This is a genomic window from Hymenobacter aerilatus (genome assembly GCF_022921095.1).
Lineage (GTDB): Bacteria > Bacteroidota > Bacteroidia > Cytophagales > Hymenobacteraceae > Hymenobacter > Hymenobacter aerilatus.
Genome location: NZ_CP095053.1, coordinates 4,407,438 through 4,424,692, shown reverse-complemented (window position 1 = coordinate 4,424,692; position 17,255 = coordinate 4,407,438). Strand labels below are relative to the sequence as shown.

The 17,255-nt window shown below is 56.6% G+C and carries 14 protein-coding genes; 9 read left to right on the top strand and 5 right to left on the bottom strand.

Features of this window, described 5'->3' with window-relative positions; all coding sequences use genetic code 11:
- Positions 1–19 precede the first annotated feature (19 nt).
- Entirely contained in the window at positions 20–2,656 is a 2,637-nt protein-coding gene (locus MUN82_RS18540) for a SusC/RagA family TonB-linked outer membrane protein (RefSeq protein ID WP_245092814.1), read from the bottom strand.
- A gap of 122 nt (positions 2,657–2,778) precedes the next feature.
- On the opposite strand from MUN82_RS18540, the gene MUN82_RS18535 reads away from it, so the two are divergent.
- The 4 genes from MUN82_RS18535 to ytxJ all read left to right on the top strand — a co-directional run bounded on the left by MUN82_RS18535 (position 2,779) and on the right by ytxJ (position 6,042).
- Positions 2,779–4,761: an alpha-ketoacid dehydrogenase subunit alpha/beta gene (locus tag MUN82_RS18535; RefSeq protein WP_245092812.1), complete on the top strand. Its 1,983-nt coding sequence runs from the start codon at positions 2,779–2,781 to the stop codon at positions 4,759–4,761.
- 206 nt (positions 4,762–4,967) lie between these two features.
- Entirely contained in the window at positions 4,968–5,300 is a 333-nt protein-coding gene (locus tag MUN82_RS18530) for a hypothetical protein (RefSeq protein WP_245092810.1), read from the top strand.
- 80 nt (positions 5,301–5,380) lie between these two features.
- Positions 5,381–5,680, top strand: coding sequence for a hypothetical protein (locus MUN82_RS18525; protein ID WP_245092808.1), 300 nt, complete (start codon positions 5,381–5,383; stop codon positions 5,678–5,680).
- 20 nt (positions 5,681–5,700) lie between these two features.
- Entirely contained in the window at positions 5,701–6,042 is a 342-nt protein-coding gene (gene ytxJ / locus MUN82_RS18520) for a bacillithiol system redox-active protein YtxJ (protein ID WP_245092807.1), read from the top strand.
- A gap of 157 nt (positions 6,043–6,199) precedes the next feature.
- Here ytxJ and MUN82_RS18515 read toward each other — a convergent pair whose 3' ends face one another.
- Complete coding sequence (locus MUN82_RS18515) at positions 6,200–6,604, bottom strand: OsmC family protein (protein ID WP_245092805.1); 405 nt, start codon at positions 6,602–6,604, stop codon at positions 6,200–6,202.
- A 113-nt stretch (positions 6,605–6,717) separates the two neighbouring features.
- Between MUN82_RS18515 and MUN82_RS18510 the strand changes: the two genes are divergently transcribed.
- Both MUN82_RS18510 and lipA read left to right on the top strand, forming a co-directional pair.
- A complete protein-coding gene (locus MUN82_RS18510) occupies positions 6,718–7,509 on the top strand; it encodes a hypothetical protein (RefSeq protein ID WP_245092804.1) in 792 nt (263 codons plus the stop codon).
- A 130-nt stretch (positions 7,510–7,639) separates the two neighbouring features.
- On the top strand, positions 7,640–8,533 hold the full coding sequence (lipA, locus tag MUN82_RS18505) for a lipoyl synthase (protein WP_245097602.1): 894 nt from the start codon (positions 7,640–7,642) through the stop codon (positions 8,531–8,533).
- 99 nt (positions 8,534–8,632) lie between these two features.
- On the opposite strand, the gene MUN82_RS18500 is transcribed toward lipA, so the two are convergent.
- Entirely contained in the window at positions 8,633–9,250 is a 618-nt protein-coding gene (locus MUN82_RS18500; RefSeq protein ID WP_245092802.1) for a DUF4136 domain-containing protein, read from the bottom strand.
- A gap of 200 nt (positions 9,251–9,450) precedes the next feature.
- Here MUN82_RS18500 and MUN82_RS18495 point away from each other — a divergent pair, with 200 nt between their 5' ends.
- Positions 9,451–9,765, top strand: coding sequence for an SH3 domain-containing protein (locus tag MUN82_RS18495; protein WP_245092801.1), 315 nt, complete (start codon positions 9,451–9,453; stop codon positions 9,763–9,765).
- 136 nt (positions 9,766–9,901) lie between these two features.
- Here MUN82_RS18495 and gcvP read toward each other — a convergent pair whose 3' ends face one another.
- Together gcvP and MUN82_RS18485 are read right to left on the bottom strand one after the other, a co-directional pair.
- Positions 9,902–12,829, bottom strand: coding sequence for an aminomethyl-transferring glycine dehydrogenase (gene gcvP / locus MUN82_RS18490; RefSeq protein ID WP_245092799.1), 2,928 nt, complete (start codon positions 12,827–12,829; stop codon positions 9,902–9,904).
- A gap of 249 nt (positions 12,830–13,078) precedes the next feature.
- Positions 13,079–14,113 carry a cyclic nucleotide-binding domain-containing protein gene (locus tag MUN82_RS18485; protein ID WP_245092798.1) on the bottom strand — a complete coding sequence of 345 codons (1,035 nt, stop codon included), beginning with the start codon at positions 14,111–14,113 and terminating at the stop codon, positions 13,079–13,081.
- A 309-nt stretch (positions 14,114–14,422) separates the two neighbouring features.
- Between MUN82_RS18485 and MUN82_RS18480 the strand changes: the two genes are divergently transcribed.
- Positions 14,423–14,692: a hypothetical protein gene (locus MUN82_RS18480; RefSeq protein ID WP_245092796.1), complete on the top strand. Its 270-nt coding sequence runs from the start codon at positions 14,423–14,425 to the stop codon at positions 14,690–14,692.
- A gap of 308 nt (positions 14,693–15,000) precedes the next feature.
- Complete coding sequence (locus MUN82_RS18475) at positions 15,001–17,220, top strand: S9 family peptidase (protein ID WP_245092794.1); 2,220 nt, start codon at positions 15,001–15,003, stop codon at positions 17,218–17,220.
- Positions 17,221–17,255: the final 35 nt, after the last annotated feature.

Sequence of the window (17,255 nt, the reverse complement as noted above, 5' to 3'; positions counted from 1 at the left end):
TTATCCTGAAGTAGGTTGCTTACAGTGTAGCTCGCACACCCAGCAAAAACGTGCGTGCCGTGGGGTAGGCGCCCTGGTCGATACCAGCTTGTTTGTTGTCGGAGCCGAAAGAACTCACGTTGGGGTCATAGCCACGGTAGCGCGTGACTACCAGCAGATTCTGCCCGCCTACCCACACGCTGGCGCTGTGGGCTTCCCGCTTCCATACTGGGTAGCTGAGCGAGACGGCCGTCAGGCGGACGTGGTTGCCGGATTGCAGGATATAATTACTAAAAGATACGGCTCTGAATTGCTGACTGGCCCGCGGCACATCGGTAGCTGTGTTGGTAGGAGTCCAGCGATTCAGCACGCGGGTTGTCGCATTGTCTATGCCCGATGGCGCATCTAATACCCCTAGCTGTATGTTCTGCACCTGGTAGCCCCACATGGCATCGGCCTGCACATCCAGCGCGAAACGCTTGTATTGAAGTTGTTGCGTGAGGGTGAGTAGCTGTCGAGGTAGGCCGCTGCCCAATGGCTGCTGATCCTCAATCGGTCTGCCATTGGTGGGGCCTTCGGCGAAGCGCGGCAGTCCGGCAGCATCTATCCCAAGGTAGCGCAGACCATAAAACGTGCTGAGCGGCTGGTTGTACACGGCCTGCTCGTACGAGGTAGGAGTAGCGGAGAGTTCCGCCTGGTAGCGGTTGCGGTTGATAGCGCCGGCCAGCGCCGTGCTACCCTGCACCGCACCCAGCCGCCACCGCCCCGCCAAAGACAGCTCTACTCCTTTGTTGTGCAATGTACCCGGCAGCTTAAGGTACTCTTCCTGGTCGTCGATGGTGTGCCGAGTGTAGCTTTGAATGGTCACATTCAGCTGGTCCTGCCACAGGCCTAGCGTAAAACCAGCATCAAGTTGCCGGCTTCGCTCCCGCAGGGGAAGCAGTCGGTTGTTTGCAACAATAGGAAAACCGGGTTTGAACAACGTGTACCTAGTGCCCCCCACATTGCTTGCTCCCATCGTATAGCCCCAGCCTACCCACACATTCAGCTTGCTTATGGTTGCGTTATCTTTCAAAAACGCCTCTTTATCTGTGTGCCACGTAGCCTGTGCACCCGGCAGCCAGAGCTTGCGGTCGGCGGCCGGCATAATAGATAGGACATCGTGCCGCAGACTGCCTTGCAGTTGGTAGCGCCCCGCAAATGTGTAGCCACCTGTCAGCCGGTAAAAGAGGCTTTCTATTAACGAATAGCTGTACTCACGACCTTCTACGGGAGCACCTGGAATGTAGCTAAGCAACTCGTCTTTAGTGGTTTGCTGCTGCCCAATGGCCTCTACGCTGGCGGCTACGGCGTGCCTCCCCCCCGCAAAGTCGCGGGCGTAGCGCAGGGCCGGATTGACTAGCCACTGCTTGTAGGTGCTGGTAAGGTCGGCATACTTACCAGCAGCGGAAATTGTAACCGATTTATACGACTGGCTACGCTGCGTGGCACGTTCCAATCCACCTAATACCTCCAACGTGAGCCCGGTAGCCAGGCGGTACCGGGCATCTAGTTGCGTCAGCAACCGTTGCTGGCGGGGCGTTTGGTACCATTCGCTAGCTTCTTGCACCGGGGTTATCCAATCCCTTCTCTGATAGACAGTGTCCTGCACCGTGCGGGTAGGCCGCTCGTAGAGCGCGTTTTGCAGGGCGTAGTAAGACGGCACGCGCCGCTGCGTTTCGCTCAAGCTACCCCGCGCCGCCACGTGTAGGCGTTGGCCCAGTTGCTGGTCCACGTTGGCTCGCACGGCATAGCGACGTAGGTTGGAATTCAACATAATGCCTTGCTGACCCAGGTAGTCGACGCCCGTGTAGTAATGCGTGGTGGCGGTGCCGCCCGCCAGGCTGAGGTGGTGCCCCTGCACGACGGCCGTGCGCAGCAGCTCCGCCTGCCAATCGGTGCCCCGGCCTAGGGCCGCTAGTTCGGCCGATGAGAAGCGCGGTGATTCTCCATCGTTTCGAGCAGCTTCGTTAGCGAGCGTGGCGTATTGGCGGGCATCCAGCAGCTCGTAGCGGTAGCGGGCCTGCTGCAGGCCGCCATAGCCGTTGTACTGCACGCGCGGCGCCCCGGTACGCCCCCGGCGCGTGGTGATGCGGATAACACCATTGATACCCTGCGAGCCATATTGCGCGGTTTCGAAAGCACCTTTCAATACCTCTACCTGCTCAATGTCTTCCGTTGGGATATGCAGCAGCGGATTGGTGTCCAGCTCCTGTATCTCCGGCAGCGCATCCAGATAGACGGCGTCACTTACACCTGACCAAAACGTACGCTGAAACACCGGCACGCCATCTACCACATACAGCGGCCGAGCATGATTGGCAAAGCTGGCCGCGCCTCTGATACGTACCACCACCTGCGCCCCCGGTGCTCCAGAGAAAGGTGTAGCCTGCACGCCGGCTACTTGGCGTAGCTGCTCTTGGATGGGCAGGAAGGGAAAAGATCTATTTCTTTCGATAAGTATACCCTGTACTTGGTCAATAAAAGAAGCTCTGGATGAATCAATCCCTGGTAAAGTAAGAGAGTCGGCAATAGCTGATACAGCTACCGTTACCCGGCGCGGGGTCAGCATGTCGGGCTGCTGAGCTAGGGTAGGCGCGGCGGTACAGAGGAAGCTGAAAAGTAAAAATGGGCGCATAGGCAAACGGTAGAATAAGCTATAAAATGAGTCGGCCGCCTACCCCAAAAATCATCCCACGATTCCCCTTCCGGTGCAAACGCCTACTTTTGCCGGCGCTACCCTTTTGAGCCCGTATTGCTATGCCCTTCGACCGCGCCGCCTACCCTACCGAGCAACTGCTCACTATCTACCAAGAGCTGCTCAAGCCCCGCCTCATCGAGGAAAAAATGCTGATTCTGCTGCGGCAGGGCAAGATCAGCAAGTGGTTTTCAGGCATTGGGCAGGAGGCCATTGCGGTGGGTAGTACCTTGGCCCTCAACGCCGACGAGTACATCCTACCCTTGCACCGCAACCTAGGCGTGTTCACAGCGCGGCGGGTGCCGATGGGGCGACTATTCGCACAGTGGGAGGGCAAGGAAGGTGGCTTCACCAAGGGCCGCGACCGGTCGTTTCACTTCGGCTCCCGCGAGCACCATATTGTGGGCATGATCAGCCACCTCGGCCCACAGCTGGCCGTGGCCGACGGCATTGCCCTAGCCGATGTGCTGGACGAACAGAAGCGTGTGACATTGGTTTACAGCGGCGACGGCGGTGCCTCGGAGGGCGACTTCCACGAGGCTCTGAACGTGGCCGCCGTGTGGCAATTACCGGTTATCTTCCTCATCGAAAACAACGGCTACGGTCTCTCTACCCCCAGCAACGAGCAATTCCGCTGCAAGAACTTTATTGATAAAGGACCGGCCTATGGCATAGAGGCTGTGCAAATCGACGGCAACAATGTGCTGGAAGTGTACAGCACCATCCAGCGCTTGGCTGAGGACCTGCGCCAGAACCCGCGCCCGGTGCTAGTGGAGGCCCTCACCTTCCGGATGCGTGGGCACGAGGAAGCCAGCGGCACCAAATACGTACCCCAAGAGCTATTTGCGGAGTGGGCGCAGAAAGACCCGGTAGCAACTTATGAACAGTGGCTCATCAGCGAAGGTCTGCTTAGCGAAACCGCTCGCCATCAGTCCCGCGAGAAAATCAAAGAAGAAATCGAGCAAGGACTGCGGGAAGCTGATACTCTCCCGGCCCCTACCCCCGACGCTACCCGCGAGTTGGCTGATATGTACGCTGAGGCGCCAGAACAAGGGAGAAGTTTATCTGATGACTCGCAACCAACAACAGATAAACGCTACGTCGACGCTATTCGCGATGGGTTGCGCCAGAGCCTGGAACGCTACCCCGAGCTAGTGCTGATGGGTCAGGACATTGCCGAGTACGGTGGCGTGTTTAAGGTCACGGAAGGGCTGGTAGGTGAGTTTGGCAAGGCGCGCGTGCGTAATACACCCCTGTGTGAATCGGCCATTCTGGGCGCGGGCTTGGGGTTGAGCGTGCGCGGCAAAAAGAGCATGGTAGAGATGCAGTTTGCCGATTTTGTCACCTGCGGCTTCAACCAGATTGTCAACAACTTAGCCAAGAGCCACTACCGCTGGGGCCAAAACGCCGACGTGGTGGTGCGCATGCCCACCGGCGCTGGCACCGCGGCCGGGCCGTTTCACTCCCAAAGCAACGAGGCGTGGTTTACGCATACGCCCGGCCTGAAAGTGGTATTTCCCAGCAACCCTCACGATGCCAAGGGGTTGCTGTGTGCGGCCATTGCAGACCCCAACCCGGTGATGTACTTCGAGCACAAGCTGCTCTATCGCTCCGTGAGCGGCCCCGTGCCCGACGCCTATTACACCACGCCCATTGGACAAGCCGCCTTGGTGCGCGAGGGCAATGAGTTGAGCATCGTCACCTACGGCATGGGCGTGCATTGGGCCTTGCAAGTGGCCGAGGAATTAAACGTGAGCTGCGACATTCTAGATCTGCGCACCCTCCTACCCTGGGACCAAGAGGCTGTACGTCGCACTGCCGAGAAAAATGGCCGCGTGCTAGTGCTGCACGAAGACACGCTTGCCGGCGGGCTGGGGGCCGAGCTGGCCGCCTGGATTGGTGAAAACTGCTTCGAGCACCTGGATGCGCCTGTGCACCGCGTGGCCTCACTGGATACGGCTGTGCCCTTCGCTCCGGCCCTGGAAAAAGACTTTCTACCCCTCCAACGCCTGCACGATGCGGTGGAGAAGCTGCGCAACTATTAACCGCAAGCTTTTCATTCCGAGCACAGTGAGGAATCTAACAGGCAGCTTCCTCACTGTGCTCCAAACGATCAGTTTTTTGGTAAATCAGCGGGCCTCGCACGAAACCTGCTTCTGCCCTATTCCCTATCGCTTTAATCCAAACAGAGCCACGTTATTGGCTTGATTTCTGGGCAAGGTTCTATTCTCATTGCATCAACCTGCTGCCTATGTCCTTTTCTACCCGGCCCATCCTTTGTTTTCGATTGATGCTACTCGTGCTGCTCAGCAGCTGGCTGCTGCTGGCTCAAACGGGTTGCCACCGCTACCATATCTCTGACCCCCAAGGCCCGCCACAGCCTAAGATGAAAAAGGCGAAAGCCTCTGCTACTAATGCTGAGCAGAGCGCTGATGGTAGTAGCCAAAGCACAGCCCAGGCGGAAAACGCGCCGCCCCAGCACAACAGCTACGACAAGCAAGGGCTCCTGAAAAAGAAGAAGTATGAGCGCCGCCGCTTAAAGCGCAAAGTAGGCCAGTACCGCTTTCTAGGCATCATCTTCTAGCGCCACCTACTTGGGGTTATTTTACAGCTGCTCAGGCTATTTCGGGTGGCTGCCTTCTTCCACTTTCCGTATGCTTTGGTATGAAACTCCTGCTCCTTCTACCTGCCTTGCTGCTTGCCGCTTCTGCCTCGGCCCAAACGGAGTATACCACCCCGGCCCAGCACCGAGCCGAAAACCGTAAGGCCCTGCGCGACGCAGCGAAATACCCGGCCAAGTACAAAGATTCGCACCTGACCGTTACGCCCAAAGCACTGAAACGGGGGCAGACGGGCACGCCCCTACCCCACGACGGTCGCCGCCGCTACCGGTTCGACCACAACGGCACGGCCCGCGTCAGCGAACCAACGGCGCCCGGCTTACGTCTTACCCGCAAAAAGTAACTTTTAATACGCTCTGAATTATGGCTCCTTGGCAACCACTCACCCAACCCGAACAGCTAGTCGACATCGTGCAGGAATCGCACGAGCATCCGGTATTGGTCTTCAAGCATAGCACTACCTGCTCTATCAGCGCCGCGGCCAAAGGCAAGATTGAGCGCCAGTGGGACTCGGCCGGCCTCGACGGCACGCCCATCTACTACCTCGACCTGCTGCGCTACCGGCCTATTTCCAACGAAATTGCCCAAAAGTTTGGCGTAGAACACCAGTCGCCCCAGTTACTGCTCATCCAAAACGGCGAGTGCAGCTACGACGCCTCGCACATGGGCATCCGCCTCAGCGACGTGCAACAGTTAGTGAAATAGTAAAAAAGATAAGTGAAAAACGGTTGTCATCCTGAGCGTAGCGAAGGACCTTCTCACGTGAGAACGACACTCATACCAACGACTCGTTTTGCGGGCATAAGGTCCTTCGCTGCGCTCAGGATGACAGCCGTTTTTCACTTACCCTTTCACTATCTTATCACTCATACACGAAAGAAACTTCCTGCACAATCTCCGGGTTCAGGCTGAGCGCTACAGGGCAAGTGCGGGCGGCGCGCTCTAGGAGGGCACGCTCCTTCTCGGGCAGGCTGGCGGGTAGGCGAAATTGCACGTCGATTTGCCGAATCCGGCGCGGCTCGGCGGCCATGTGCTTGGTTACTTCGTACGTAACGCTGGTGAGGTCCAGCTGGTGACGCTCGGCCACGATGCCCATAATGGTCATCATGCAAGCGCCCAGCGACGCTGCTACCAGATCAGTGGGCGAAAAGGCCTCGCCCCGGCCGTGGTTGTCCACAGGTGCGTCGGTAATAATTGTATTACCGGAAGCGTTGTGCGTAGCCTCGGTACGCAGTTGGCCGGTATAGCGGGCGCTGGCAGTGCTCATAGAATCAGAAATTTGGCAGGACAATGACAACAAATTTACGTACTTTCGATCAGGCTGCCTCGGAGCGGCCATTTCCCGTTCGAATCTCCTCGCCCTTAGCTTTTTTGCCCGCCGTGCGAACTTTACTGGCTTCCGGTTTTTGTACCCTGGCGCTGCTGCTAGCCGCCACCGGCGCTGCCAACGCACAAAGCGCCGGCGGCAGCGGCGACGACCCTTCCTACCGCAAGGAGACGGTCTATGGGGTTAACTTCAACACGCAGGCGGGCCTAATTGGTGGATTGTATTTTCGGTCTTCCAAGGTACTATCGCAGGACTGGCTACGCTTCTGGAGTATAGAAGCCGTGGAAGTGAAGGGCCAAAAAGAGGAAAAGTTCACCAACCTTTATACCGGCGGCTCCTACATCCCAGGCAAAACCAAATATTTCTATGTACTGCGCCCTTCTGTGGGTTTGCAGCGCGTGATATTCCGGAAAGCCGCTGAATCGGGTGTGCAGGTGAATGCGCTGGCTAGTGCTGGCCCATCTATCGGGCTATTGATGCCCTACTACGTTTACTACGACTACACCCTGCGCGACGGCAATGGCAATCCTATTGCCGGCGCTACTCAAGACATCCGCGAGGCTCCTTATGACCCGAGCAACTCGCTGGAGCCCATAGACCGGGCGCCGCTCTTCCGCGGAGCCAGCGAAGTTACACCGACTATAGGAGCGCACCTGCGCGGCGCTCTTAGCTTTGAGTATGGCCGCTACCGCGACGCAGTAGCAGGAATAGAAACAGGTTTCTTAGTGGAAGCCTACACTAAGCGGCTGGAGATTTTACAGGCGAATGCCGTGCCTAGCTCCAAGCTCAACAAGCAATTCTACCCCTCAGTATACCTCACTATCTACCTTGGGCATCGCGGCTAGCTAAGTAGCGCCTATACACTGTTTTCAACTTTTCTGCGCGGCTGATGGTTGTGGAGGAAACCTAGCCTTGTCGCGAGCTGCTGCCTTTGCATAAGCTACGCGCTGCGTATCTTTGTTATCTATGGATGATCTGCTGCTACTACCCGTAATTCAGCCGGAAGCCGCCGCACCGGCCCGGCCCCGCAAGCCCGATTGGCTGCGCGTGAAGCTGCCTGTAGGCCCCGAGTATGCCCGGGTGCGCAAGCTGGTAGACGAAAACAAGCTGCATACCATTTGCGAAAGCGGCAATTGCCCCAATATGGGCGAGTGCTGGGGCGCGGGTACGGCTACCTTCATGATTCTGGGCAACATCTGCACCCGATCGTGCTCCTTCTGCGCGGTGGCTACTGGTCGCCCCAACGAGTATGATACCGACGAACCTCGCCGCGTGGCCGAGGCCATCCTGACGATGGGCGTGAAGCACGCCGTAATTACCTCTGTAAACCGCGACGAGCTGAAAGACCGCGGCGCCAGCATCTGGCACGAAACGGTAGTACGCATCAAGCAACTCTCGCCAGCTACTACCATCGAAACGCTAATTCCAGACGTGAAAGCCAACTGGCAAGCGCTGGATGTGATGATTTCGGGTGGGCAGGAAGTGATTTCGCACAACGTAGAAACCGTAGGCAGCCTCTACCGCTTAGTGCGCCCACAGGCCAAGTATGACCGTTCGCTAGAGCAGATTCGTCGGACTAAAGCCGCCGGGCACCGCACCAAGTCAGGTATTATGCTGGGCCTGGGCGAAACCAAAGATGAGATGTATAAGGCCATGGACGACTTAGTGGCCAACGGCCTCGATATCCTGACCCTGGGCCAGTACTTACAACCCACCAAGCGTCACCTGGAGGTAGCCGAGTTCATCCACCCCGACCTGTTTGCTCATTACCGCGAAGAGGGCCTGCGTCGTGGTCTGAAGTACGTAGAAAGTGGCCCATTGGTCCGCAGCTCTTACCACGCTGAGCGCCACGTAAACGTGCCGATCTAGGGTAGCCTGATAAAGAGCATTATGCCCCATAATGTATAAGCATAAAGAAACCCCGCTAACACAATGTTAGCGGGGTTTTCTATTTAAGCGGAAAGCAACCTAGCGGCGGGCTTGCGCCTGATCGGAGGGTGGGTACACGCCCATGATACCGTTAACGATTCGGTAGACCTCTTGTTCCGAGATAGAGTGGTTGTTGTCGACTTGGGCTTGGCCCGAGCCACGCCACGCCAGTTCCTTACGCTTGGCGTCTACTAAGTCGATGATGACCGTACCGGCTGCGTACTGACTTACCGGTGTATAGCCTCGGCCATACAGGCCACCACCGTAGAGGCCATAGCCATAATAGGGGTAGCCCAGGCCATTGTAGTACGGCGATACGGACTGCTTTTCTTCTACTTTGGCATTATAAGCCACATAGATGTCGGGGTTGCTCTCAACCCGCGTCAAGCCTTTATTGGTCAGCTCCCGGTCGATGGCCGTACGCAGGCGCTGATCCAGGAACGACTCGTAGCCTTTGGCCGGCCCGCCCTCCGCGTCTACCGGCTGCTGCGGATACCAAGCCCACGTCTTATAAGCTCGAAAGTTCACAGCATGGTCAAAATCGGAGGAGACGCCCACCCGGGAAGAAGTGGCGCAGCTGCTGGCACCCAGCAGCAAAGCAATGCTCACCAGCGCCAGCGTGGCAGAGCGATTCAGGAAACGGGATATGCGATTCATACGAAGTGAAAAACGTGGAAAAAACCGAATCCTCGCTATAACGTGGCGGGGTGGTCGGTGGTATGAGGTAAACACCGAGCGTAAGCCCAACGTTCCCCGTTAGTTACCACCTCTGGTATCGAAATTGCTATACTCAGACGGATGGGCGAGGAAGTTGATAAAATATAAATTTTTCCGCATTACACCATACTTCCTTTACCATGAAAAAATCTGTACGCGTATCCTTCTCCAGTCTGCTGGCCCTCACCCTACTCGGTAGTTGCAATGCAGCCCGCGAAGATGGCCGTGGCAATAGCCATGCTTCTAAATCTCCCGTCGAGCGCACTGCTGCCGTAGAATGCGTTCTATATGATGGCATGACGAAGGATTCGCCCCAGCTAGCCGAAATTAAATCCGGTATGCAAGTGCAGGTGCTTGACTCCGTAGATGCTTATTTTGTGAAGGCCCGCGTAAGCAACGGTGACAAAGTTGTGACTGGTTACATGTATCGCACATGCTTCCCGAAACAGTGGTAATTACTACCTATCATTTTATAACAAAACCGGCCTGCACTTTAAAAGTGCAGGCCGGTTTTGCTTTCAATAATCCTAAAGTTCCGTTACACGTGCTCTTTTATATAGCGGTACAACGGAATTTTAACTACCTAACCGATTAATACGATGGGCCTTTATCGGCCTGTACCAGTTGCTCAGGCTCATCGGCGTAGTCCTCGGTAGAGGTACAGGAACAGATCAGATTCCGGTCGCCGTAGGCTGAATCAACGCGCGACACGGCCGGCCAGAATTTGTAGGCACGGGCGTAGTCGGTGGGGTATACGGCCTGCTCACGAGAGTAGGGACGTGTCCAGTCATGCACCAGCACGGTGGCGGCGGTATGCGGGGCGTGCTTCAGCACATTGTCTTTGGCATCGGCGTGGCCTTGTTCCACCTCCCGAATTTCCTCCCGGATCTTCACCATTGCCTCCACGAAGCGGTCCAGCTCTTCTTTGCTTTCCGACTCGGTAGGCTCTACCATCAGCGTGCCCGCGACTGGGAACGACACGGTAGGCGCGTGGAAGCCGTAGTCCATCAGGCGCTTGGCAATGTCCTCTACCTCGATGCCGGCCTTCTTGAACTGGCGGCAATCCAGAATCATCTCGTGGGCACAGCGGCCGTTGGCACCAGCGTACAGCACAGGGTAGTGCGCCTCTAGCTTCGCTTTCAGGTAGTTGGCATTCAGAATAGCCGTGCGCGTGGCCTGCGTCAACCCTTCGCCGCCCATCATGGAAATGTAGGCGTAGCTGATGGGCAGGATACTGGCCGAGCCCCACGGCGCCGACGACACCGCGCCGGCCGTGCGACCTTCAGCATCTACCACCACGTGGCCAGGCAGGTAGGGCGCCAGATCGGCTACTACGCCGATGGGGCCTACGCCGGGTCCACCACCGCCGTGCGGGATGCAGAACGTTTTGTGCAGGTTCAGGTGGCACACGTCGGCGCCGATGGTGGCAGGCGAGGTAAGGCCTACCTGGGCGTTCATGTTGGCGCCGTCCATGTACACGCGCCCGCCGTGCTGGTGAATGGTCTGGCAGATGTCGATGATGGTTTCCTCATACACGCCGTGCGTGCTGGGGTAGGTCACCATTAGGCAGGACAAGGTATCGGCGTACTTGGCTGCCTTGTCTTTCAGGTCCTGCACGTCGATATTGCCGTCCTCGGTGCTCTTCACCACCACTACCTGCATGCCGGCCATGACGGCCGAAGCGGGGTTGGTACCGTGGGCCGAGGCTGGAATGAGGGCCACATTGCGGTGGCTGTTGCCCTGTGCTTCGTGGTAGTCGCGGATGGCCAGCAGGCCAGCGTACTCGCCCTGGGCGCCGGAGTTAGGCTGCAAGCTCACGGCCGCAAAGCCAGTGACTTCGCAGAGCCACCGCTCCAAATCGTTGAAGATCTGCGTGTAGCCTTTGGCCTGCTCGCGCGGAGCAAAGGGGTGCAAGCCGCCAATTTCGGGCCACGTCACCGGAATCATCTCGGCGGTGGCGTTCAGCTTCATGGTGCACGAGCCAAGCGGAATCATGGAGTGCGCTAGGCTCAGGTCCTTGTTTTCAAGCTGCTTCATGTAGCGTAGCATCTCGGTTTCGGAGTGATGCTTGTTGAAGACTGGGTGCGTGAGGTAGGCGCTCTGCCGCACAAGTGCGTCGGGCCAGTTCAGCTCTGCCTCGGTGGGTAGGGCCAGGGTTTTGTCGAACGACTTGCCCAGCACTTTCGCAAACACCCGCACGATGTCGGCTACGTCATCGGCTTCGGTATTCTGATTCAGGGCAATGCCCACGCGGGCGGTACCTTCTTGAGAGAAGTAACGGAAGTTGATACCCGCAGCTTCGGCTTCCTGACGGATAGCCGCTTGCAGTTCCTCGCTTTCCAGCTTGAGGGTCAGCGTATCGAAATAGAATTCGTTCTGCTGCTCCAGACCCAAAGCGGTCAGCTCTTGTGCCAGCAACTGCGCGAAAGCGTGGGTATTAACAGCGAACTGACGCACACGCTGTGGACCGTGGTACACGGCATACATACCAGACAGCACCGACAGCAGCACCTGCGCTGTGCAGATGTTGGAGGTAGCTTTTTCGCGGCGGATGTGCTGCTCACGGGTTTGCAGGGCCATGCGGTAGGCCTTATTGCCGGCCGCATCAATACTCTGTCCGATAATGCGGCCCGGAATGACGCGCTTGAACTGGTCTTTGGTAGCGAAGAAGCCGGCGTGCGGACCGCCGTAGCCCATGGGCACGCCAAAGCGCTGGGAGTTACCCACGCAGGCATCGGCGCCCATCTCGCCGGGAGGGGTGAGTAAGGTAAGAGCCAGCAGATCAGCAGCTACGGCTACCAATAGGCTATTGTTGTGCGCAGTGGCAATGAAGTCGGTGTAGTCGTATACGGCGCCGTCGGCGGCGGGGTATTGCAGCAGGGCACCGAACAGGGACTCGTCGGTGAGGTCAGCGGTGCGATGGTCGCCTACCACTAGCTCAATACCGAGCGGGGTAGCACGGGTGCGCACCACATCAATTGTCTGGGGCAGCACCTGCTCCGACACGAAGAATTTATGGGCGTTTTTCTTCTTGGTCTGCGAGTGGAACATGTGCAGCACCTCGGCCGCGGCCGTGCCTTCGTCGAGCAGGGAGGCGTTGGCAATTTCGAGGCCGGTCAGCTCCATCACCATCGTCTGGTAGTTGATGAGGGCTTCGAGACGACCCTGAGCGATTTCGGCTTGGTAGGGCGTATAGGCGGTGTACCAGCCGGGGTTTTCGAGGATGTTGCGCTGAATAACGGGCGGCAGCTGAGTAGGGTAGTACCCCAAGCCGATGTAGTTCTTATAGAGCTTGTTCTGGCCAGCAATCTGCGCGAATTTCGCCAAAAAAGCCCGCTCCGTGAGGGCAGCGGGCAAGTCGAGCGACTTCTGCAAACGGATAGCGGCCGGCACGGTTTCGTCGATGAGCTGGTCGAGCGACTCGACGCCGATGGCGCGCAGCATCTCGGTCACGGCGGCTTCGTCGGGGCCGTTGTGGCGGTCCACAAACACGTCAGCAGGCTGAGGTTTCAGGGTCATGTATGAGGAGTAGAAGTGACGGAAGAAAAGGCTTTCAGATCGGCCTATACAAAGGTAATGTGAAAAGGGGCAGAGTGGGTATATATAGGACGCTGCTACTCAAACAAAGTAGCAGCGAGAACGTCCCGTTAAGGCGACCAGAATATGAACGTATCTTTTTTCGGTTAGAACCCCGTAAGACACGGAGTACGTTCAAAAGCCACCTATTCGGCAGCCATATATGTACCAGCGATACTTGCCAACCGAGAATTACCACTCGGCTTGACGCATATACTCTGGTTGCAACAGGCGGATACCCTGCGATGAAACTTCTAGTAGGCCATCATGCCGAAACTCGCTCAAAGTTCGGCTCAATGACTCTGGCGCTATACCCACTAAAGCGGCCAGATCTTCACGCGCCACGCGAATAAAGGGAGTAGCCTCGTTGGTTTCTCCTTGATTATGCAATGCAAGCAGGGCATTGGCTACACGGCGGCGGAGTGATTGGTAGGCCATATCCAGCAATTGCTGCTCGCGTGCACGCTTACGCCCTGCTAACAAACGAACAAACTGTTGGCTTACCTCGGGCAAGCGCACCAGTTGCAAGAAGTCAGCAGCCGGGATATGTAACAACACGCAATCCTCTATCGCTACTGCCGATTCATGGTAGCACGTCTGTTCCAATAAGTCCTTGTACCCAAAGAATTCGCCCGTCTGATAAAAGCTGGTAATCAACTCTTTGCCAAACGAAGTTGTCTTAACTGCTTTGATACGGCCCGACTGAATAAAGTACAGCTGTTTGGGGTCTTCTCCCTCCCTATACACACTGTGCCGACGAGCGACGATGTGCGGCGTACGATCGGTAATCAAAGAAGCTAAGGATCCGGCTACGGACGCCTCATCGTACCCCGTAGCTATGGGCTCGGCAGGTAGCAGGGGGAAGCGGTGCAGACGCCCCGCTATTGCCTGAAGCAGTTCACCCGCAACGATGGGCATAGCCAGATAATCGTCCGCGCCGGCATCCATGGCCCGCCGCGTATCGGCCCACGTTGCCGTAGGGCCTATAAGAATGAACGGAGTAGCGGCTAGGGAGGCGGTGCAGCGAAACAAATGCAGAACGCCATAGCCATCTACATCGGACAATTCAGTAGCGCATAAGACCAAATCAGGCTGGCGTTGCTTAGCGGCCTCTACCCCCTGATAGCCCTTACTGAAAGAGACTAATTCATACCCCGCCAAGCTCAATAGTGAAGTGATGGAGCTGCGCCGCTCCTCATTCCGATGCAGTAAGAGAAGTCGTTTCACCTTAAACGGAATGAGAAGTTATCTGCCATGCCAGCCATTTTTACAATCAACGAAAATGAATAAAATTCAAATTGATTTTAATCAATACATGCTTAATCAAAATCAAGACCAGTTGTGATGCTGATCATAGCAAGAGACAACTATATATCGGAAATTTGTGCCACACTCACAGTTTAACGCTGTTTAACAGGTGTCTTCTACAGACATAAGACGCAAAAAGCACGAGTAAGAATTAGTTGCTTGCTTATTAGATAAGCCTCTTTCCTACTTATTAAAATACAATTAACGAACATCATCACTCGCATTCACATGAAGCACACGCTCCTGACCTTCGACACGGACACCATGCAAGGCAAAGTCCGCAACACCCTGATGGGACCAGAATACGGCTATACACACGTTGTGGGAACTAGTGAAGAAGACATGGCTGTGTCGCTACCAATCAACGTTGTCGCTCATCTAACCAAAAGCCCTGAGCAAGCACTTACTGATGTGAAGGCAGTCTGCCAAACCCTAAACATCTCTTTGAAAAAGTGCGCAATTCTTGAGGTTACGGAAGCACTGACTTTGTCTGCTTAACCTCTGGGAGTGAACTATTTAGGTGATACAGCATTGTAATTCGCTGTAAGACCTTGTTATTAAGATATATAAACACTCATAGCCAGGCACTACGAGTGGTCATTAGTAGTTATATCTAGTAAAATATAGGATTGCAAGCTTACCCAACTGAGGATTCCTTGACCACTGTGGCAACTGCCCATTGCGTTGAACAGTTGATATTGATAGTAAAATAGAACGGTCGCCAAAAAAAGGCGACCGTTCTATTTTTATGCCCGCTGACTTTGATGTATAAAAACACGTTATTTATCCTAGAATCAGCTACATCTATGCCCAACCTCAACCCTATTCCTCACCTGCTTACTTTTAGGTGCGGCCGCTTCCTACCCCTCGCCCTGGCAGCCAGCTTGCTTTCGATAGCGACACAGGCGCAGCAGCCCACCGTGACGGCCCAGGACTACGCCCGCGCCGAACAGTTTATGAGCTACAACACCCAGCCGCTGGTAGACCACGTTCTGGGGCAAATCAATTGGCTCGACAATGACCGGTTCTGGTACCGCACGCTCACGGCGCAGGGTAGCGAATACGTGCTGGCAGACCCGGCCCGCAAAGCCCGCACTGTGACGGCTACCCCACCCGTGGCGCCTGCTGCGGCCAACACCCAGCAAGCACCCAACGCCCGCAACGAGGTGGTGTCGCCGGACGGTAGGTTGGCTGCTTATATTCAGGAGTATAACCTGTGGGTGCGCAACACCCAAACCAATCAGAAGACCCAGCTGACCACCGATGGCGTGAAGGACTACGGCTACGCCACCGACAACGCTGGCTGGAGTAGCAGCGACCAGCCCGTGCTGCGCTGGTCGCCCGATTCGCGCAAGATTGCGACCTTCCAGCAGGACCAGCGCCGGGTAGGTGATATGTACCTGGTAACCACCAACGTAGGTCACCCTACCCTGAAAGCGTGGAAATACCCGCTGCCCGGCGATAAAGACATTATCACGATTGAGCGGGTAATTGTGGAGGTGCATCCGGCCAAGGTAGTGCGCCTGCAAGTGCCGCCCGACCCGCACCGCGGCACCCTCTCCGACGACATTTCCAGCAGCGGCACCTTCGACGATGTGGACTGGAGCGCCGATGCCAAGCAGTTGGCCTTCGTCTCGACCTCGCGTAACCACAAGGAGGAGAAATTCCGCATTGCCGACGCGCAAACGGGCGCCGTACGAGAGGTGTTTGAGGAGAAAGTAGCCACCCAGTACGAGTCGGGCCAAGGCGCTATCAACTGGACCTACTTACCTAAAAACAAGGAAATTATTTGGTACTCGGAGCGCGACGATTGGGGCCACCTCTACCTCTACGACGCCACTACAGGCAAAGTCAAGAACCAGATTACCAAAGGCAACTGGGTGGTAACGCAACTCGTGAAGGTAGACGAGCAGCGGCGCCAGCTCTACTTCCTGGCTGATGGGCGGGAGCCGGGCAACCCCTACTTCACGCACCTCTACCGCATTGGGCTGGATGGCAAAGGCCTCACGCTGCTCACGCCCGAAAAAGGCAACCACCGCATTGAGTTTTCGCCTTCGGGCCGCTACTTCATCGACACCTATTCCCAACCCGACGTGCCGCCCGTGAGCGTACTGCGCAACCTGGACGGCAAAACCTTGGTGGCGCTGGAGAAGACGGACATTTCGCGCCTCGCCGCCACCGGTTGGAAAGCCCCTACCCCCATCACCGTGAAAAGCCACGACGGACAGTTTGATCTGTACGGCTTGGTGTTTACGCCCACCAAACTGGACCCGAATCGGAAATACCCGGTTATCGACTATATCTACCCCGGTCCGCAGGGCGGAAGCGTGGGCAACTGGTCGTTTTCGGCGGCACGCGGCGACAACCAGGCCTTGGCCGAATTAGGGTTTGTGGTAGTGGTGCTAGAAGGGAGCTGCAATCCGTTGCGTTCCAAAAGCTTTCATGATGCCTGCTACGGCAACATGGCCGAAAACACTCTCTCCGATCAGATAGCCGGCATCAAGCAGCTGGCTCAAAAATATCCCTACCTCGACCTAGACCGCGTGGGCATCTGGGGGCACTCGGGCGGCGGGTATGCCACGGCCGCGGCCCTCTTCCGCTACCCCGATTTCTTCAAGGTAGGCATTTCGGAATCGGGCAACCACGAAAACCGCAACTACGAGGACGACTGGGGCGAGCGGTACATCGGCCTACTCACCACACAGGACAACGGCGCGTCCAACTACGACAACCAGGCCAATGCCACGTATGCTAAAAATCTGAAAGGCAAGCTGATGCTGGCCCACGGTATGATGGACAACAACGTGCCGCCCTACAACACCATGCTAGTAGTAGAGGCTCTCACCAAAGCCAATAAGAGCTACGACCTGGTCATTTTTCCGAATGCTACGCACGGGTTTGGTCAGGACTCGCCCTACATGACGCGCCGCCGCTGGGACTACTTTGTGCAGTACCTAGCCGGCGCCACCCCACCCCACGACTATCAGATGCAGCCCAAACCCGACCCGCGCACGGCGCGGCGGTAGGCCCAAGCAGGGTAGGAAAACCAACGCCCCACGCA